This window comes from Muriicola sp. Z0-33 (assembly GCF_026126425.1).
Lineage (GTDB): Bacteria > Bacteroidota > Bacteroidia > Flavobacteriales > Flavobacteriaceae > JAFMPW01.
Window position 1 is genome coordinate 162,275 of record NZ_JAFMPW010000005.1, and the last position, 20,923, is coordinate 183,197.

General features: G+C 40.2%; 15 protein-coding genes. 4 read left to right on the top strand and 11 right to left on the bottom strand.

Translation table 11 applies throughout. From position 1 onward, the window contains the following. Nucleotides 1–171: 171 nt before the first annotated feature. On the top strand, nt 172–1,515 hold the full coding sequence (gene dgt, locus J1G40_RS09290; RefSeq protein WP_265242353.1) for a dGTP triphosphohydrolase: 1,344 nt from the start codon (nt 172–174) through the stop codon (nt 1,513–1,515). Between the two features lie 2 nt (nt 1,516–1,517). Here dgt and J1G40_RS09295 read toward each other — a convergent pair whose 3' ends face one another. Both J1G40_RS09295 and J1G40_RS09300 read right to left on the bottom strand, forming a co-directional pair. Then, nucleotides 1,518–2,564: a DUF3078 domain-containing protein gene (locus tag J1G40_RS09295; RefSeq protein WP_265242354.1), complete on the bottom strand. Its 1,047-nt coding sequence runs from the start codon at nt 2,562–2,564 to the stop codon at nt 1,518–1,520. 55 nt (nt 2,565–2,619) lie between these two features. Next, entirely contained in the window at nt 2,620–4,386 is a 1,767-nt protein-coding gene (locus tag J1G40_RS09300) for a 1-deoxy-D-xylulose-5-phosphate synthase (RefSeq protein ID WP_265242355.1), read from the bottom strand. Between the two features lie 74 nt (nt 4,387–4,460). Here J1G40_RS09300 and J1G40_RS09305 point away from each other — a divergent pair, with 74 nt between their 5' ends. After that, complete coding sequence (locus J1G40_RS09305) at nt 4,461–4,910, top strand: nucleoside deaminase (RefSeq protein ID WP_265242356.1); 450 nt, start codon at nt 4,461–4,463, stop codon at nt 4,908–4,910. Between the two features lie 78 nt (nt 4,911–4,988). On the opposite strand, the gene J1G40_RS09310 is transcribed toward J1G40_RS09305, so the two are convergent. From J1G40_RS09310 to aspS, 4 genes are all read right to left on the bottom strand, one after another. Continuing rightward, nucleotides 4,989–5,183 (bottom strand): cold-shock protein, encoded by a 195-nt coding sequence (locus J1G40_RS09310; RefSeq protein ID WP_019671237.1) that lies wholly within the window; start codon nt 5,181–5,183, stop codon nt 4,989–4,991. A gap of 91 nt (nt 5,184–5,274) precedes the next feature. Further along, nucleotides 5,275–5,538 carry a hypothetical protein gene (locus tag J1G40_RS09315; protein WP_265242357.1) on the bottom strand — a complete coding sequence of 88 codons (264 nt, stop codon included), beginning with the start codon at nt 5,536–5,538 and terminating at the stop codon, nt 5,275–5,277. 1 nt (nt 5,539) lies between these two features. Continuing rightward, nucleotides 5,540–7,324 (bottom strand): chloride channel protein, encoded by a 1,785-nt coding sequence (locus J1G40_RS09320; protein ID WP_265242358.1) that lies wholly within the window; start codon nt 7,322–7,324, stop codon nt 5,540–5,542. A 92-nt stretch (nt 7,325–7,416) separates the two neighbouring features. Then, the gene (gene aspS / locus J1G40_RS09325; protein ID WP_265242359.1) at nt 7,417–9,177 is read right to left on the bottom strand and encodes an aspartate--tRNA ligase; all 1,761 of its coding nucleotides are present in this window, start codon (nt 9,175–9,177) and stop codon (nt 7,417–7,419) included. Nucleotides 9,178–9,368: 191 nt separating this feature from the next. On the opposite strand from aspS, the gene J1G40_RS09330 reads away from it, so the two are divergent. Further along, nucleotides 9,369–12,290, top strand: a complete 2,922-nt coding sequence (locus J1G40_RS09330; RefSeq protein WP_265242360.1) for a SusC/RagA family TonB-linked outer membrane protein — start codon at nt 9,369–9,371, stop codon at nt 12,288–12,290. A 10-nt stretch (nt 12,291–12,300) separates the two neighbouring features. Then, the gene (locus J1G40_RS09335; RefSeq protein WP_265242361.1) at nt 12,301–13,620 is read left to right on the top strand and encodes a RagB/SusD family nutrient uptake outer membrane protein; all 1,320 of its coding nucleotides are present in this window, start codon (nt 12,301–12,303) and stop codon (nt 13,618–13,620) included. 72 nt (nt 13,621–13,692) lie between these two features. Here the strand turns inward: J1G40_RS09335 and J1G40_RS09340 are convergent, their stop codons facing one another. The 5 genes from J1G40_RS09340 to J1G40_RS09360 form a co-directional block, all read right to left on the bottom strand. Continuing rightward, on the bottom strand, nt 13,693–17,190 hold the full coding sequence (locus J1G40_RS09340) for an efflux RND transporter permease subunit (RefSeq protein ID WP_265242362.1): 3,498 nt from the start codon (nt 17,188–17,190) through the stop codon (nt 13,693–13,695). Then, on the bottom strand, nt 17,183–18,364 hold the full coding sequence (locus tag J1G40_RS09345; protein ID WP_265242415.1) for an efflux RND transporter periplasmic adaptor subunit: 1,182 nt from the start codon (nt 18,362–18,364) through the stop codon (nt 17,183–17,185). The genes J1G40_RS09340 and J1G40_RS09345 overlap by 8 nt, the downstream gene beginning before the upstream one ends. Before the next feature lie 34 nt (nt 18,365–18,398). Continuing rightward, nucleotides 18,399–19,733, bottom strand: coding sequence for a TolC family protein (locus J1G40_RS09350; RefSeq protein WP_265242363.1), 1,335 nt, complete (start codon nt 19,731–19,733; stop codon nt 18,399–18,401). Beyond that, on the bottom strand, nt 19,734–20,339 hold the full coding sequence (locus J1G40_RS09355) for a TetR/AcrR family transcriptional regulator (RefSeq protein ID WP_265242364.1): 606 nt from the start codon (nt 20,337–20,339) through the stop codon (nt 19,734–19,736). A gap of 166 nt (nt 20,340–20,505) precedes the next feature. Next, nucleotides 20,506–20,916, bottom strand: coding sequence for a hypothetical protein (locus tag J1G40_RS09360; RefSeq protein WP_265242365.1), 411 nt, complete (start codon nt 20,914–20,916; stop codon nt 20,506–20,508). Nucleotides 20,917–20,923 lie beyond the last annotated feature (7 nt).

A 20,923-nucleotide genomic window follows, 5' to 3' on the forward strand; every position in this document is an offset into this window, starting at 1 on the left:
AAGTATTGTATTAGTGTTAGTTAATTGTTAGCAGGTTAATTAAATGTAAAGGAGAAGGAATGCGCTTTAGATGCATGCCTGGAGTAATATGGATAAAGAACTGGCTATTTCAAATATGCAGTAATTAATTACTGCTGAAAAGCACTATCTTGCGCCGAAAATCAACTGTATATGAACTGGGAAAAACTCCTTTCCTTAAGGCGTTTTGGGGATACGCATAAAAGACTGCGAAAAGAGCAGGATGAAACCAGATTGGGGTTTGAGGTAGATTACGACAGGGTGATATTTTCCTCAGCATTCAGAAGTTTGCAAGACAAAACTCAGGTGATTCCATTGTCAAAAACAGATTTTGTGCATACCAGGTTAACTCATAGTCTTGAAGTTTCTGTAGTCGGCAGAAGTTTGGGAAGATTAGCTGGAAAAAAAATACTGGAGGTTCATCCGCATATAAAAGAAATTCATGGGTATGGGGTGAACGATTTTGGTGCTATTGTAGCGGCGGCTGCATTGGCGCATGATATAGGTAACCCACCTTTTGGCCATAGCGGCGAGAAAGCCATTGGGGAGTTTTTTACTATGGGAGCAGGTAGGAAATACTGCTCAGAACTTACCGAAAAAGAATATCAGGATATAATAGATTTTGAAGGAAATGCTAATGGGCTAAAGATATTGACCGAGTCTCGTGAAGGGGTGAGTGGAGGTCTTAGGTTGAGTTACGCCACCCTGGGTGCATTTATGAAATATCCCAAGGAATCCCTGCCAAAAAAGCCGAGTAAACATATAGCAGATAAAAAATTTGGTGCCTTTCAGTCGGAACGTGATTTTTTGATAGAATTGGCTGCTGAACTTGGATTAAAACAAACAAGAAAGGGAGATGCTGTTTCATTTTCCAGACATCCTTTGACTTATCTGGTTGAGGCGGCAGATGATATCTGCTATACCATAATAGATTTTGAGGATGGCATTCACTTAGGGCTTATTCCCGAAGATTTTGCCCTGGAATATTTGATCAATTTGGTAAAAGACAATATAAACACAAAGAAATATAATGGAATGGCCCTGAAAGCAGACCGCTTAAGTTATCTGCGTGCATTGGCTATAAGCACATTAATAACAGATGTAACTGCTGTCTTTATGAAAAATGAGGAAAGCATACTTAGCGGCAATTTTGAATCCTCCTTATTAGATAAAAGTATTTATAAGCCCCAGGTTGATGATATTATTAAATTGAGTGTAGAGAAAATATACCGTTCACAGGAAGTTGTGGAAAAGGAGATCTCCGGTTACAGGATTATATCAGACATTCTTGAGGTGTTTACCGCTGCACTTGTAAGGAAAAAGGAGGGGAGGGCCTCTAATTATGATAAGCTGATGATAAGTACATTACCAGAACACTATAGAGAATCCAACAACTCGCTCTACAATATCTTATTAAATACATGTTGCTTTGTTGCCAGCCTGTCTGATGGTGCGGCAGTTCATATCCACAATAAAATTACTGGCAAACAGCTTTAGATTCAAAAACTGTAGGCCATTCCAATGCCCAATGTTTGTTTAAATTGAATACGGGGTTCTCCGGGATCTATTACAGTTCCGTCAGCGGCTTTTTGTTCGTCAAACAGAATATCATCGTCATAGATGACATGGGTGCCGACAGTTGCACTGATATACTCGTTAACGGTAAACTTAAAATTAAGTTCCCAATCGACATCCACGTTGCCAAACGATCTCAAATAATCAGAATAAAGACTTATGCGATGCGTCATAAGAACATTTTTGGTCAAATCTGTCTCCCATTTGTTTGTGATGAGAAAGCCCAGTTCGGCAAATACATTTTCACCTTCCTGTATTACATTTCCATCGTCATCCAACAGCGCTTTCTTGACTCCGAAAGCCCCTTTGTTGGCTAAGGTCTGATCCAGTACATAGGTAGATTTATGTGTAAACGGGGAGATATAAAGATTAAATTTCCCGGCTTCGGTTATATAAGAGGCACCCCCACCAATAAATAAATAACCCGGTGACATAAATCTTGATATTGGCGTATCGCGGTTGGGGTACTTAAACCCGTCGGCAAATTGTGTGTTGAAATTAAGTTTAGCCGAGTAATACCAATTGGTAATGGTATCCTGCCTGTAGCCAAAAGTAGAACTAAGGCGGATAGCATCATCAGTTTTTCGCCATTTACGACCCTCCTGGGCATTCCATCCAAACCTCAATACAAGGTCGTTATTCCATTGAACATATCTGAATTTGTAGTTTCTGACAAAACGCATACTGCCCAGCGCTGACACCGAATTATCCCCACCGGCGTTCCAGTTGACAAAAGCCACTTCACTTAAACTCAGGCCCAATTCATTTTTGTTATCCCAGAAAGAAGGGACCCTAAAGCGCTTAATAGGCTTCAATAAAGGTTTGGTGCTATTAAATGAAATGACCGGATGATAAAGATTAACCCCTCTGGGAACAATTTTTATTTTATCCTGAACAGCCCTGATAACAATAGTGTCTATTGCAATACTATCCAAGTCAACACTGGGCGGAATTGAATCTTGGGCAGTCAAAAAATTGCAAATAGTAAAAACGAGACTAAAAAGAATGCATTTCCCGAGAGAGCAGTTAGGCATAAAGAATATTGTTTATATGTTTTTTTAAGGTTTCAGTATCTATTCCTGCTATTTTGTGTAATTCCCGGACCGAAGCATGTTCAACAAATTGGTCGTCTACACCCAATATGGTAATTGATGTTTTGTATCCAAAATTATTGGCAAATTCTAAAATAGCACTTCCATATCCGCCTATTTTACAACCGTCTTCAATAGTTATGACATGTTTGTAGGATTTAAAAATCTGATGCAGCCTTTCTTGATCCAGGGGCTTTACAAATCTCATATTGTAATGTCCCAGTTTATTCATCTCTTTGTGATCTTTGACAATATCAGCAACCATATTTCCAATATGCCCAATACTGAGAATTGCTATTTCCGTTCCTTTATAGATTTCTTCTGAGGATCCGATAGCTATTTTCTCAAAAGGTTTGCGCCAGGACAAAGTTGTCCCCCTCCCTCTCGGGTATCTAATTGCAATAGGTTGAAGCATCCCCAGCTGTACAGTAAACATGATGTTCCTAAGCTCTATTTCATTCATCGGAGCAAAGATAATAAGGTTAGGAATACATCTGAGGAAGGCCAGGTCAAAAACCCCGTGATGAGTGGCCCCATCCTCGCCAACAAGTCCTGCCCGGTCCAGACAAAAAACAACTGGCAATTCCTGAAGCGCTACATCGTGAATTACCTGGTCATAAGCGCGTTGCAGAAATGTAGAATAGATATTGCAAAAAGGAATCATTCCTGCCGAGGCCATCCCCGCTGCCATGGTCACGGCATGTTGTTCAGCGATGCCAACATCAAAGGCCCTATCGGGGAATTTTTCCATCATGAATTTTAATGAACTTCCGGTGGGCATGGCAGGGGTAATCCCTGTAATTTTGGGATTTGCTGCTGCCAGTTCCACCAGAGAATGCCCAAATACATCCTGATATTTTGGAGGTAAATCATCTTCAGATTTCGGAAGGAGATCACCGGTTTGCTTGTTGAACTTACCAGGGGCATGGTACACTACCTGATTTTCCTCTGCTTTTTTTAATCCCTTGCCTTTTGTGGTAATAATATGTAGCAATTTAGGTCCGTCAACCGCTTTTAATCTGTTTAGTTCAGTGATTAGGGTTTCCAGGTCATGACCATCAATTGGACCAGAATAGTTAAAATTGAGACATTCAAAAATATTCTCATCCTTAGCTGTACCCTTTTTAACATTCGTCAGATATTTTTTTAAAGCTCCTACACTGGGATCAATACCAATGGTATTATCGTTTAAAACAATCAACAGGTTAGTATTGGTAACCCCGGCATGATTTAGACCTTCGAATGCCATGCCGCTGGCAATAGAGGCATCCCCAATTACTGCAATATGTTGATATTGCTCTCCTTTTAGTTTAGCTGCCAGGGCCATTCCCAGGATAGCCGAAATAGAAGTGGAGCTATGACCTGTGCCAAAAGCATCATAACTACTTTCTTTCATTTTAGGAAAGCCACTTATTCCTCCTAATTGCCTGTTGGTAGTAAATACCTCCTTTCGCCCCGTCAAAATTTTATGCCCATAGGCCTGGTGGCCAACATCCCAAATGAGCTTGTCATCAGGGGTGTTAAATACATAGTGCAGCGCAATGGTAAGTTCTACGACTCCCAGACTGGCTCCTAAATGCCCTTCTTTGGCAGCTACAATATCAATTATGAATGCCCTTAATTCTTCGGCAACAGCAGCTAGTTCTTCCTGTTTTAAATTCCGAAGCTCTAGAGGAGAATTAATTATGTTAAGGTATTTCATAACAGGGCATAAAGGTACGTCAAATCAGTATCCTTTCTCCTGTATCTATGGCTGAAAATTGTATTTTTGGCCCTATGGAGATTATTTTGGACGATGCGTACTTTATGAAAAAAGCGCTTGATGAAGCGGAAAGAGCCTACGAAAGAGGGGAGGTCCCCATAGGAGCTGTAGTAGTTGTAAAAGATAGGATTATAGCCAGGGCACACAACCTAACAGAACAATTGAACGACGTTACTGCCCATGCAGAAATGCAGGCCATTACTTCTGCAGCTAATTTTTTGGGAGGGAAATATTTATATGATTGTACGCTTTATGTAACTCTTGAGCCTTGTCAGATGTGTGCAGGGGCCCTTTACTGGAGTCAGCTTCCAAAAATTGTTTTTGCAGCCTATGACCACCAACGGGGGTATAAAAACATGGGAACCAAACTCCATCCAAAGACTAAGGTAGTTGGTGGGGTTTTGGAAAAGGAGGCAGAAGCTTTGCTAAAGCGTTTTTTTATACAAAAGCGCAACCTCAATTAGACTCGTATGACCAAAGAAATATATAAATAAAAAATCCCGCAAAATGCGGGATTCTAACATCTTAAAAGTACCAAATTGTTAGCCAATTACCTGTACTTGTGCGGCAACCATTCCTTTTCTTCCTTCTTCTTCCTGGTATTCTACTTTGTCTCCTTCGTTCAGTTCCACCCCGTTTAAGGCCGTGGCATGAACAAAAATGTCCTTTCCGGTGTCGTCGTTGGTAATGAACCCATATCCTTTAGATTCATTAAAAAATTTTACAGTTCCAGTCATTAAAATAAAATTAAATAAACAAAATATTACTATTCAAAAGTATGATATTTTGATTAAATCGATATAGAATGAAGGGTAAAATTGAGTAAAATCACTGATTTTCAGGCTTTTCGGAATTTTTGCCTTGCATTTTCCTGATATTTTCGTCGGTGAGCATATAGTCTTTAATTTTCTTCCCCTTACTCTCTTTATACAGGAACATGGGCATTGCAATCAGGAAGAGTCCGACCGTACCAAAACCTATACATTTATTGGCCAGTTGCTCGTTATCCTCTTTTATAGAAAAACCGTAGATGATGGCAGCAGCGGAGATTAATACTATGGCTACAATTATATATTTAGTTCGTACTCTCATTTTACTTGCTAAAGTTAATCAACTTTCTTCTGTATGCCGTCAGAAGTTTAGATTTTGAGATAAAACCATGGTACTTACCTTCTTTGATTACAGGAAGGTTCCATGCACCGCTGTCCTGAAATTTCTGCATCACCTCCTGCATGCTGTCAGTATCATAAAATATGTGTTCCGGGGCATTTTGCATAAGGGTTTCAACGCGCATTTTATCGTAAACTGAGGTGTCGAACATAAATTCTCGTATATCATCGAGAAGTACAATTCCTTTTAGTACCCCTTCGGTATCTATTACTGGAAAAATATTCCGCTGAGATTTCGCTACAGAGGTGTGTAACATTTCACCGAGTGTCATGCTTTGCCTTACAGGCTTGAAGTCTTTTTCTATAACATCGTCTAATTGCATCAGAGTGAGTACTGTCTGATCTTTATTGTGAGTAAGCAAAGCTCCAATTTTGGCCAGTTCCCGGGTATAAATGGTATAATCAATAGCATTTTTGGTAATGAGATATGAAATAGCGGCTGTGATCATCAATGGAACAAATAGTTCGTATCCTCCGGTGATTTCAGCAATCAGGAATATTGCTGTAAGCGGAGCATGAAGCACTCCGGCAATAAGACCCGCCATCCCGATAAGGGTAAAATTGCTCTCGCTTACCACTATATTCAGACCGGAGTTATTAATAACCTTTGCAACAACATTTCCCAGGGCACTGCCCATTACCATTGTTGGAATGAATATTCCGCCGGCTCCACCTGCTGCAAAAGTTGTGGTCATTGCAACAGCTTTAAAAATAGTTATTCCAAAAAGCAGGGCGATAACCACCCATATGTTATCTATATATTGGTCGAAGGGGGTAGTTCCCAGGGCCGCCAGGTGATCTCCTTTTAAAAGATTATTGATAAAACCAAAACCTTCACCATAGAGGGGTGGAATAAAATATAGCATAACACCAATGGCCAAACCCCCTACCAATAATTTGTACTTAGGGCTTCTGAATCTTTCAAAAAACTTCAGGATACCAAAGTACATTTTGGTAAAATAAATGGAGGCGAAGGCAGTACCCACGCCAAGTACAATATAAAAGAAGGTATCCCTGATTTCGAACCTGTCGGTGATATTAAAATTAAACAAGGTTTCATCGCCCAGAAAGAAGTAGGATGTAAGCACCCCGGATATTGAAGCCAGTAATAATGGCAACATAGATAACATGGTAAGGTCCAGGCTAAACACTTCCACTGCAAAAATAATTGCCGCAATAGGAGACTGAAAGATAGATGCTATAGCTCCTGCAGAGGCACACGCAATTAACAAAGAGCGGGTCTTTGAGTTCACATGTAAAAGTCTTCCAAAATTGGAACTGATTGCGGCTCCTGACGCAACCGCTGGTCCAAGAAGCCCCACAGACCCTCCAAAACCAACCGTAAGGGGAGCGGTAATTAAGGGGGTGTACATCTTTTTGTAGTTTATGATTCCTTTCTTTTTGGATAAGGCATAAAGAATAGATGAAATAGCATGTTCCAGTTTTGCCCGATGCACAAATTTCACATATAGGTAGACCAGGGTAAGTCCGAGTATAGGAATAATGAAATAGAGTTGATTATTAGAGAACACAATTCCTTTCTCTAATAGGGATGCTATGAAATAGGTGCCATTTTTTAGCACCACAGCCGCCAAACCTGCAAGAAAACCTACAATTACACTTAAAATTTGAATGAAGGTCTTATTAGAAATATGTTTGTACCTCCACTTGAGAAATTTAGTAAACAAAATACTGCTTCGGTTAGGCATGGCACAGGTATACAACTAAAGGTACAAAAACCAATAACTTTGGATGGGTACTTTTAAATCTTCTGCAAATTGGTTTTTCCTCATTGAGAATTTTACTCCTCGGATCGGATGTCAAGTTTTAAATTCAGTTCTTCCAATTGTGCATCATCAATAGTGGCCGGGGCATCGATCATTACATCCCTTCCACTGTTGTTCTTTGGAAAAGCAATAAAATCTCTGATTGTTTCCTGTCCGCCCAATATGGCAACAAGCCGGTCTAACCCAAAAGCAATTCCCCCATGTGGTGGAGCTCCGTATTGAAAGGCATCCATTAGGAAACCAAATTGGGTATTTGCCTCTTCGGGTGAAAAGCCTAAGTGCCTGAACATTGTAGCCTGCACTTCTTTATCATGAATTCTGATAGAACCTCCACCAATCTCGTTTCCGTTCAGTACCAGGTCATAGGCATTGGCCCTGACAGCTCCCGGATCTGTATCTAATAATTCTAACTGACCTGGTTTTGGTGAAGTAAATGGGTGGTGCATAGCATGGTAATTTCCACTTTCCTCATCGAGTTCCAGCAGGGGAAAATCTACTACCCATAGCGGAGCAAATTCTTCGGCCTTTCTCAGGCCTAACCTTTCTGCCAATTCCATTCTCAAGGCGCTTAGCTGACTTCTTGTAGCATTTATTTCACCAGACAAAATACAAATCAGATCTCCTGCATTGGCGTTGGTAATCTCTGCCCATTTTTCAAGGTCTTCCTGATCGTAGAATTTATCTACTGACGATTTATAGGAACCATCCTCATTGCATTTTACATATACCATTCCTTTAGCACCTACCTGAGGCCTTCTTACCCAATCTACAAGCTTATCTATCTCCTTTCTGGTATAAGAAGCACCACCCGGCACAGCGATACCAACAACAATTTCTGCGTCATTAAAAATTCCAAATTCCCGGTGTTTGGCTACTTCATTAAGATCGCCGAATTCCATTCCGAAACGTATGTCGGGCTTATCATTCCCAAACCTTCTGAGCGCTTCATCGTAGGTAATCCTTGGAAAATCTTCGCATTCTATTCCCTTGAGTTCCTTAAGCAAATGTTTTGTCAGACCTTCAAAGGCATTGAGGATGTCTTCCTGTTCCACAAAAGACATTTCACAATCTATCTGAGTAAATTCAGGTTGCCTGTCTGCCCTTAGATCTTCATCTCTGAAACATTTCACTATCTGGAAGTACTTATCCATGCCACCAACCATCAGGAGCTGTTTAAAGGTCTGGGGAGATTGTGGCAACGCATAGAATTGTCCCTGGTTCATCCTGCTTGGTACCACAAAATCTCTTGCTCCCTCAGGAGTAGACTTTATTAGGTAAGGAGTTTCCACTTCAATAAAACCCTGACCAGATAAATACTTTCGTACCTCCATGGTTACCATGCTTCTGAAAATTAGATTGTCCTTTACCGGATTTCTTCTAATATCCAGATAGCGGTATTTCATACGTAAATCTTCCCCTCCATCCGTCTGGTCTTCAATTGTAAAAGGCGGTAATAAGGCCTCATTTAAAATATGAAGTTCTGAAACCAGAATTTCAATATCACCGGTGGGAATATTAGGATTTTTAGAGCTCCTTTCTGTTACAGTCCCTTTAACCTGCAGCACAAATTCCCTCCCTATAGCACGCGCCTTTTCCAGTAGGGCCTTGGAAGAACGCTCCTCATCAAATACAAGCTGAGTTATCCCATATCTATCTCTAAGGTCTATCCATACGACAAATCCTTTATCCCTTGTTTTATGGGCCCATCCGGCCAGGGTTATTTCGGTTTCAATGTGCGATGATCGCAATTCACCACAGTTATGGCTTCTGTACATATTATGTTTATGGTATTACAGCCGCAAATGTAAGAATATATGTGTTGAACCCATTCAATTACATACCAATTTTACAACTAATAATTGCCCTTCTTTTTGATGATTTCATAAAAATAAACCTCAATAATTATGGATATTGAAATAAACTTCTTTAAATTGGGAAAATAATAGCTAATTCAAAACTTACAGACATGAAAAAAATTCTTTTAGGAAGAACATTCCTATGGCTATTTCTTGTGGTACCAATCTTAGGGTTTTCGCAAGGAGTAATCGATGGGAATATTACAGACGCTTCTGATGGTACACCTTTGCCAGGCGTTAATGTGGTAATCAAAGGAACAAGTTCGGGGACTACTTCGGATTTTGACGGAAACTATGAAATTAATATCAACAGTTTTCCGGCAACATTAGTATTCTCCTCGCTAGGCTATGCGGAACTTGAAATGGATGTTACCGGTCCAAGAACTTTAAATGTTTCTCTTAACCAATCCGCGACAGGCCTTGAAGAGGTTGTTGTAACTGGTCTGGGATCATCTATTAAAAGAAGTAACCTAGCCAATGCAGTGGCCACAGTGTCATCTGACGAACTGGTAGGTACAACTGCACAAACTACATTAGACGGTGCCTTATATGGTAAGCTGACAGGTGTAAACATTACATCGTCTTCAGGTGCTCCTGGGGGTGGGTTTGCATTAAGACTTAGGGGAATTTCTTCTATTAATGGAAATAACCAGCCGCTTTATATTGTAGATGGAGTTTATGTAAACAATACAGAAATTCCTTCAGGATTGCGTTTTGCTTCGGGTGCCAACAGGGGTAACGAAGAAAATTCGGCCAACAGAATTGCAGATCTTGATCCTAACGATATTCAGAACATTGAGGTATTAAAAGGAGCTTCTGCGGCTGCCATTTACGGTACACGTGCAAATGCAGGGGTTGTTATCATAACAACAAAACGAGGAAAGCAAGGTAAAACAGATATCAGTTTTAGCCAGGATACCGGTTTCAATAAAATAATTAAGAGCCTTGGACTTCGTCCCTGGACGGCACAGGCAGTTGAAGATGCTTTTGGCGCAGCTGAGGTTACCCTATACAATCAGGCACTTGCTAATGGAGGCCTAATCGACTATGAAGATGCAATTTATGGGGAAACAGGTCTGATAACAGATACAAGAATAAGTGCTCGTGGTGGTGGTGAAAAAACGAAATTCTTTATTGGTGCTTCCTACAGGGATGAAGAGGGTATTATCAGAAATACCGGATTTGACCGATTTTCCATTAGAGCCAATATTGATCATGAGATATCAAAAACTTTTAGTTTTTCGTCCTCTTCTAATTATGTTCGCAGTAATTCGAGTAGAAGTTTTACGGGGAATGAGAATGAAGGTGGTTTAAGTTATGGCTATACCCTGGCGTTTACAAGACCATGGATCAGCCAGTATCCTAATTCATTAGGAGTCTATCCAGACAATCCCAATTATACAGGGAACCCTATATTTGTGAGAGACGAAGCAACAAACGAAGATTCTAATAACAGGCTTATTCAAGGGATCAAGTTTACTACAAATGTCCTCACTACGGAACAGAATAGAGTAAAGCTGATCTTTAACGGAGGGATAGATTTCCTGGCAAATGAAACCTATGTATACGTGCCGGAGACACATCAGGCACAACGTGGTAACCAGAATGGATTTATAGGTGTTGGTAAGAATAACTTCACCAATTACAACTATCAGGGAATTGCAGTTTGGGATCACGATGCCATGAACGGCGATTTGGCATTAACCACACAAGGGGGTATATCCTATTTAGAGCAACAGACCGATATCGTCTTTAACCAGGCAACACAATTGATTCCTAATCAGACCAATCTGGGACAGGGTTCTGCCCAGTCTATTACGCAGACCACTTCAGTAGTGAAAGAATTTGGGTATTTAGGACAATTAGAAGGGAACTATAAAGACCAGCTTATAGGTACTGTAGGTTATCGTCTGGACAAATCTACCTTAAATGGCGATCCAAATAAGTTCTATGGGTTTCCAAAAGCCTCTTTAGCAGTAAACCTTCATAATTTTGATTTCTGGAAAGACGGGGCATTAAATCGTCTTAAGTTAAGGGCCGCATATGGGGAAACAGGTTCCTCAGGGGCATTTGGTTCTGCCTTTACCGGGCTTGACCAGGTTTCTATTGGCGGCCAGGGAGGGTCTACTATTAATACGCTAAAAGGTGATCCAAATATTGAGCCAGAAACTTCATCTGAGTTTGAGGTGGGGATAGATGCCGGACTCTTTAATAAAGTGAGTTTAGAACTTTCGTATTATAACAGAAAAGTTAATGATTTACTATTGAGCAGAGTACTACCAACCTCTACTGGTTTTGGATCAGAAACTACGAACCTGGCCGATTTAAAAAACCAAGGCCTGGAAGTAGGACTTAATGTGGATGCCTTCAGTGATGAGAATTTTACCTGGAATTCCAACATAAGTTTCTGGTTCAACAGATCTGAGATCACCAGATTGGATGTTCCTCCTTTTCCACAGCCAGGAGCTGGATTTGGTTTAGGTCTTGGTACTTTTTATATAGAGCAAGGAAAGCCAGTAACACAACTTGCGGGTAATGTTAATGGCGTACCGACACAGATTGGTGATGTGGAACCAGATTTCCAAATGGGTTTCAGTAACACCTTTACTATTGCCAAGCAATTTGATGTTTCCTTCTTGCTTCACTGGAAAAAAGGTGGTGAGAATATTAACCTTTCCAAATTACTTACAGATTTAGGAGGTACAACACCAGACCTTGATACTCCGGAAGGGATGGAACGTGCTGGCCTTGGATTTGTCGCAGAGCGTTTTATAGAACCTGCAGGCTACCTTAGGCTACGGGAAGCAGCTGTCTATTACAGATTACCAGACAGCGCACTGGCATTCTTTGGCGATTCTGTATCGGGAGTCAAATTAGGTGTCTCTGGTAGAAACATCTTTACGATTACAGACTATTCAAGCTATGATCCGGAAACCTCTACCAACGGTGGTGCAGGATTATCATCGGGAATTGAGGTAACTCCATTTCCGAGTACGAAACAGTTTTACGTGCACCTAAATGTTAACTTCTAAAAAAAGAGCAATGAAAAAAAATCATATATACAGATCGAAAAATGCTTTTGCTTTTATTGTGTTTTTAGCGGTAATTATTTCTTCATGTACTTTCGATGAACAAGTAGACCCTAACAGACCAAGTTTAGCAGGAGTTCAGACAGAAGCCTCACAAAACCAGTTAAATAACCTGATTGTGGGGATAGAAGCAAGAATGAGAAACAACCTGGCCATCCAGACTACAGGGTCTGGTACCATGGCGAGAGAGTTATATCTTTTTGACGCAGACCCCAGGAATACGGGAGATTTATTAGGGGCTAACGGCAGTACCTTGGATAACAACACTTTTTATTCTACTGCTCCATGGGGAGCCAGATACAGGGCGATAAAAAATGCCAATATTCTGCTGCTTGCACTAGATAATACCACCTCAATTTCTGATACTCAGAAAGCAGGTTATAGAGGTTTTGCAAAAACCATCATTGCCTATGAATTAATAGAAGTATTAAAGTCGTACAACAGTGCTAGGGTAGAAGTAGCCGATCCGGATAATCTCGGGCCTATATTGGATTTCAACGCAGCCTTGTCTGCTGCTACTACTATGCTCAATGATGCACTTTCGGACCTTAATAGCGCTGGTTCTTCCTTTTCATTTAGCCTGGCAGGTTTCAATGGTTTTGATACGCCGGCTACGTTTGCCGAATTCAATAGAGCCACAGCCGCAGTTGCTGCCCTTTATGCCGGTGATGGAGGTACGGCATTGAGCGCTTTAGGAGGTTCTTATTTTGACCTGGCAGGAGATTTAACCATAGGGCCCAAACATGAGTTTAGCCTGGATTCTGGTGATATTACCAATGGATTGTTTAAGATTCCTGACAACAATGGGGATCAGATCATTGTTCATGACTCCTGGCTTGCGGATGCTGAGGCTGGTGATACCAGGGTTACAACAAAGACTTCTGTAAGGGCTAATCCTACCACTCAGGACGGTTTATCAGGAACCAATCAGACGGCTTTATACGCCTCTAACATTTCTCCGATAGATATGATCCGGAACGAAGAGCTTATTCTAGTTTATGCTGAAGCCAGTATTCTTGCTGGGAACTTGCAGGATGCAGAGGATGCATTGAATGTAATTAGAAATGCTGCCGGTCTGGCAAATTATGCCGGAGCCCAGACAGTGGATGCGCTTACAACAGAAATGCTAAATCAAAGACGTTATTCTTTGTGGGCAGAAAATCATAGAATGTTTGATCTCAGAAGATATAACCTTTCTTCGAGCTTGCCAATTGATAGGGCAGGAGATCAGGTCTTCAATGTATTGCCAGTGCCTTTATCTGAGAATGAATAAACTGGTGAGCAGAATTATAATAAAAGCCCCGGCGCATGCGTCGGGGCTTTTTTAATGTTTAGCTGATACTGATTAAGCAGCCAGATCCAGATTTTTGCTTTCTTGTTTACTGCTTTTGTTTCGGTTTCTTAGCCAGATTTTTAAACGGTAAACTATATTAAAAAGTACCGGGACTATTATTAATGTCAGGAAGGTGGCAACAATCAGCCCAAAGATTACCGTCCACGCCAAAGGCCCCCAGAATATCACATTATCCCCGCCAACATAAATATTTGGATTGAATTCTGAGAAAAGGGAAAAGAAATCAATATTAAGCCCTATTGCCAGGGGAATTAGCCCTAGTACCGTTGTAATAGCAGTTAGAATTACAGGACGTAACCTGGCTTTTCCTCCTTTTGTAATTATTTCAGTGACTTCGGGCATGCTTAATAAGTCTTTCTCATCTTTATTAAGGGCCACCTTTTTCCGGTCTATAAGGATCTGGGTATAATCTAGCAGAACCACCCCATTATTCACTACAATACCAGCTAAGGAGATAATCCCCATCATGGTCATCATAATTACAAAAGACCAACCGGTGAGCATTAAACCGCCAAACACTCCGATAAAACTTAAGAAAATGGCAATCATAATAATTATTGGCTTGGAAATACCGCCAAATTGGAATATCAGGATGAGCATAATTAAACCAAGACCTGAGAAGAAGGCCCCTACCAGAAATTGCTGTTGCTTATTCTGCTCCTCAATTTCGCCCGTATAGTCTATTTTAATATCAGGAGGAAGGCCTTTAAAATCGGCCATGGCATCCTGGATCTGGTTCACAATTAGCGCTGCATTTCCCCCTGGTCTGAGCCCGGAGTAAACAGTAACTACCCTTTTTCCTCCCTGGTGTTTTATTGCACTAAAACCAGAAGAATTTCGCTGTGTTGCCACAGTCGACACCGGGACTTCTTTTATTTGTCCTGAGGCCTGATCGCGGAAGATGATATTCTGATTAAAAAGGGCACTTTTATCAAAACGAAGGTCTTCCTTAAACCGGATATTTATGTCGTAATCCTCCCCATCAACTTTGTAAACCCCGGCTTTTTCCCCGAATAATGATCGTCTTAATTGCTGACCAACCTGTCCTACGGCAACGCCAAGTTCCCCGGCTTTTTGCCGGTCTACTACCACCTGTAAAGATGGCTTACTTTTATTTACATCTATTTTCAATTCTTCAATACCATCAATGTTCTTGGTATTGATGAAATTGCGAATGTCCTCAGCAGTACTTATCAATTCATCATAATCCTTGCCTTCGAGTTCTACGCTGATTGCATATCCTGCCGAGGGGGCATTGCCATCTTTTTCAACAGAAATGGCAACCCCCGGATAAACGCCGGTGAGTTCTTCCTGTATTTCACTTCTCAGCTCTTCTGTATCTCTTCCATCACGGTATTTATACTCTCTCATAGAAACAGTGACTTTGCCCCTATGTGGCATTTCCGCAGCGGAACCCCCATCGGTTTGGGGATTTCCGGCTCCTTCACCCACCTGAGACACCGCAGATTCTACCAAATAATTGAAATCACCATTTGTATATTTTGGCCTATTAGCAATTTCAAACACTCTCTTTTCTATCTCTTTGGTAAGTTTATTTGTTTTCTCAATAGCAGTACCCTGGGGGTATTCTATATAAGCATAGATCTCATTTGGGGTGTTGTCCGGGAAAAACTCAATTTTGGTTCTTCCTGCACCCACTGAAATGCCAAACAATATAATTGTCCCGATCAGGAGGAATACGGTGGCTCCGAAATACCAATATACATTTCTTCCTTTAAGTGCATGTTTTATTCGGCGCTCATACCAATTTTCAAAACGCACCATAGTGACTTTCTGAAACTTTAATGCCCATTTCTTGAGGGCATATTTATATACCCAAAACATCATTGCCGTAACTATCATAACCGTACCCAGACCTCTCATGTCTCCGCCAAAAATGAGGATAAAGAGCCCAAAGCCACCCAGGATTAAACTTATTCTGATCAATTGCTTTATTTTGAGTTCCTTTTCTCCCAATTCCATGAATTGAGAAACCAACATGGAATTCATAAAAATGGCAACAAATAAAGAAGAACCCAACACCACGGAAAGTGTTATTGGGAAATATATCATGAACTGTCCAAATATTCCTGGCCAAAGTCCCAGGGGCACAAAAGCAGCTACAGTAGTTACGGTAGAAATAATAATTGGAAAGGCTATTTCTCCTATTCCTTTTTTGGCCGCCTCGGTTCTGGACATCCCTTCACTCATTAAACGATACACGTTTTCTACTACAACAATCCCATTATCTACCATCATTCCAAGCCCCATTATCATTCCAAAGAGGATCATGGTATTGAGGGTATATCCCAGATTATTCAAGATCATAAAAGACATGAACATAGACATTGGGATTGCAAAACCAACAAACAGGGCATTTCTAAACCCAAGGAAGAACATAAGAACAGTTACCACCAAAATGATTCCGAAGATGATATTGTTAACTAAATCGTCTACCTGATTCAAAGTTCGTCCGGAGGAATCATTGGCTATAGAAATATTCAGGTCTGGCGGGAAATAATTTTGTTGGTTCTCCTTTACGATCTCCCTGATTTTTGTGGTGGCTTCGATAGTGTTTTTACCAGACCTTTTCTTTATGTCTAGCATTACTACACTCTCTCCAAACTCACGGGCATATGTAGTTTTTTCCTCTTCGTCAAATGAGATTTCCGCAATGTCTTTTAAATAAACGGCGCCATTTTCTGACTTGACTACAAATTCATTCAGATCCTCGGGCTTTTCTATTTCGCCTAAAACCCTGATGGTCCTCCTTTGTTCGCTTGTTTTTATATTTCCGGCAGACATGGTCATATTGCCATTGCTGATAGCGCCGATGACATCCTGGAAGCTAACTTTGGCAGCCATCATTTTGTATACGTCCAGGGCTACCTCTACTTCTTTTTCCTGAGCGCCACGGATATTTACCTCCTTAATTTGAGGTAAATCTTCAATTTCATCCTGAAGATACTCCGCAAACTCTTTAAGTTTTTCAACCGGATAGTCCCCTGTAAAGTTTACGTTCATTATGGGAAAGGATTCGGTCAGATTTAAATCGAAAACGTTAGGTTCTACCTTTGCATTGTTGAAGGTGGGCCAGTCCTCACTTGCTTTTTCTGCATCTACTTCATCCTTTACCTTTTGTTTGGCTTGCTCAACGGTTATATCTTCGTCGAATTCTACCGTAATTATAGAATAATCTTCCTGGGAGGTAGAAATGATATCTACTACATTACTAACATTTTTAATCCGGTCTTCGAGCGGGTCGGTAATGAGGCGTTCTACATCTTCGGCCGTATTTCCCGGATATGGAGAACTAATATATATTTTGGTTTCGACAATTTCCGGAAAGTCTTCCCTGGGCATGGCAAAATAAGACTTCAGGCCAATCCAAAGGAACAAGCCGATCATAACGAAAATCACCGACGGATTATCTATTGCCCAGGACGATAGTCGGAACTCTTTGTTTGCATTTTTTTTGTGCCTACTCATCCGATGTGTTATTTAGAATTTGAACGTTCTGACCATCTTTTACATTTCTCGCACCTTCTTTCACCAAGAGGTCACCTACTTTAATCCCTGAAAGTACTTCAACAATACTTCCTTGTGTTTTACCCGTAGTTATTATACGCCTGCTTACCAAGGCCTTTTTGTCATCTGTTTTTTCAGCCACATATACATATTGCTGACCTTCGGCATTTTCAGAAATTATGCCTTGGGGTACAAGAATAGCCTCCTCACTGGTGTAATCATTAAGGCTTACTTTTGCACTGAGATTGGGCTTGATATTACCATTGTTATTGGGTACTGGAATTTCTACTGTAAAGGCCCTGTTGTTTGGATTTATAAAGTTGCCGGTTTGGCGGATACTTGTTGTAACCGTATCCCCCAAAACAGGGAAATATACCAGAGCTTTGCTACCCTCTTTTAAGGCACCTACAAAGCTTTCCGGAACATCAACCTCAATATACATATTGGATAGGTTTACAATGCGGAATACTTCAGAACCAGGTCCGGGTGAAACTACTGTGCCCTGATCTTTTATTACGTCATCAATGATCCCTGAGAACGGAGCCCTTATAGTAGACTTTCCAAGCTGGCTTTCTGCCTGTTTAACGGCATTATCAGATGCCTCATAATTGGCCTTAGCCTGCAAATACTGTATCTCTGATCCAATTTTTTGATCCCATAATCTCTTTTGTCTTTCAAAAGTAGTTTTGGCCAGTGCTGCCTGAGTTTTTAACTGGGCTAACTGACTGCTCATACCTCCATCATCAATAGTTGCCAATAACTGTCCTTTGGAGACTTTCTGCCCTTCTTTAACATACACCCTTTGTAATGTACCTTGCATCTCCGGGTAGATCAGGACATTTTGTTTGGTACTCACATTTCCCTGCAGGTCCAGAAAATGAACAAATAGTTGTGATTCTGCCGTTATAATAGTAACCAGATCTAACCTTTCGTTACCGGCATAAGTTGAAATTGCAGAGTCTAACTTCTGTAGTTTTGAATTTAGAATCTTTTGTTGTTCAGAAATTTCAGATTTTTTCGCTCTAATTGCATCCAGATTTCCTTCAGCTATAAGGCTTTCTACAGATTGATCGGATCCACCCCCGCATGAGATGAGTAATATGGATGCGCTAAGTAGGATATATATCTTTTTCATCATTTTAAGTTTGTCGTGCAATTGTTTTATAACACTAGTTGTTCAAGATTGTTTCTAATTCCGTTTTTCTATTGATTACATCAACCATAGATTGCAAGTAGTTATTCTGAGCTGTATATAGTTGTCTTTGTGCCTGATTAAGTTCAAAACTGGTGGCTAAACCTTCCTGATACTTTACTTCATTTTTTCTTTCAATACGTTCTGCCAAACCCAGGTTTTGCTTGCTGGTTTCATATTCTTCGATAGCCAGGATATAGTTGCTTTTAGCTTGCTCTAGTTGGAGCCTTATGCGTTCTTCGGTCTCCGTAAGTTCTGTTTTCGCTTTTTCCAATGCAATTTTAGCGCGCTGTGTACTGGCACTTCTTTTAAGGGAACTAAAGATGGGAATGTTCAAATCAAACCCAAGTACTGAAGAATCGTACCATTCTATATCACCACTTAAGAAATCAAAATTGTCACTAAAAGCGGAACTTCCATAATTAACAAAGGCATTGAGCGTTGGCAGTGCTCTGCTTCTCGCAAGTTTATGTTCAAAATAACGTTGCTCATTAAGATTATATACCAATTTATAGTCGACATTATTTTCAATTACAAAATCTGAGTCCATAAGGGTCAGATCAATTTGTTTTTGAGTCAGATCGTCCAGGTCTTCTTTCAGGATAGTATTGTCTTCTAATGGAAGACCCATTGATAAGTTCAAAATTTGTAAGGTTATTTTCTTTAGCCTGATAGAATTCTTAAGCAGGTTTTCAATAGAGGACAAAGTAATTTGTAGTTGCTCGACACTTTCTTCATCTCCCAGCCCGTTTTCATAAAGTTTTTGAGTTTCAAATAAGTTTTTTTCCAGAGAGGCTTTATTTTGTTCCAGGATCTCTGTGCTTTCTATGGAAAGAAGTACGTTGCCATATGCCTCGACAACAGCCCTTATTACCTCCTGTTCAGTTTTTTCCTTGTAGTTCTGACTGTAGTCTAAAAATGCTTTGGTTGCCTGTACCCCTACGATATATGAGCCATCAAAAATCTGCTGCTTTAATGTGGCAGTAGCATTCGCTTGTTGGGGCTGTCCAAATGTAATGGGCTGAAATGTACCCGGTTCGCCACCAAAAAACTCTGCCGGAATAAGTGATACAGGTTGTTTTAATTGATTCTGATAACTCACAGCCCCACTAATCTGAGGTAATCCTTCGGCAATAGTTTCCCATTTTTGTTTCTGAGCAGCTATAATATCCCTTTCTGCATTTATTGCACTGTAGTTGTTCTCCAATGCATAGGCAATTGCTTCATCCAGGGAATAAGAGGAGGAAGCGTCCTGAGCTATTGAAAAGGTCCATAAAAATAGGAATATGGGTATAATTATATATTTTCTCATTTATTCCTGGTTTGAGTTGATGAGTTCATTTAAAATTTTTCTTCCTTTTGGTGTTACTATCCCTCGCAAATGATACTCCAGATAATCGTCCATTAGACTGGTGACCGGAAACTGGTCTGTTGGAAAAATCCTGTGATCCTTTATACTTGTAACTCCGGAGAAGTAAATTCTGGATACAAAATCTATATTCAAATTTTCCCTGTAAATACCTAAATCAATACCTTTTCTAACATTCTCCAATACACAAGTGGTCATTACCTCAAATTGTTTTCCCTTAACAGTTTCATATATTCCGGGGTAATATTTTTGTAACTGGTATTGAGGGGAGGAGCGTTCGTTATTAAGATGTTGTAAGGCAAATTTCTTTATTTCATAAAGCTCCTCAATGGGGTTTTTACGAAGAGAACAAATATAATCTATACCATGTGAGATTAATTGAAATACATGCATGGTACAAGCCTCTACAAGTTCTGTTTTGTTCTGGAAATGGGCATATATTGTTTTCTTGGAAATGCCCATTTCATTGGCGAGATCATCCATAGTAACACTTTTGAAACCAAGGTTCAAAAACATTTTCGTGGCCTTTTCTAAGATTTTAGTTTTCATAAGGAAAGGCAAATATAACCTAGGAAACTTTAAAAACATTTAAAGTTTCCTAGGTTTTACATTTATTTAACAATTATTTGACGAATGTCATTGTTTGATCAAAGAGTAACTGGTGTTCAATGGGAATTATGAAGTAACATTATGGGCAATACAAGGTTGAACAACCTTACTCTCCTTGCGCCTCACCTTCTTCAAGGCGTTCCACATAAGCTTTATATGCACTCTCGCCTTCTTCTTTCCAGAATTTGTCGTAAGATTTCCATTTGGCCATATCGTTCTTAAAGGTGCTCTTTTCCTTGTTCCTGCAACTTTTATAGCGTTTGCCGTTGCTCTTTTTGGAACTATGTCCTCCAAATCCACCGAAGAGTACTTTTGCCAGAACAAGAATACCCACGGCCTGCCAATATCCAATTTCTGTCAGTCCGAATATCTCAGGCATTAACCAGTTCCACAACCACATTATACCATATCCAAAAAGTAAAGCAAAGGCTATTGCGGCAAGAATGCCAAAGAATATCTTAAACGCAATACTGAAAAATCTTTTTATTTTTCGATGTTCTTCAAAATTATGTGTCATTTTTAGT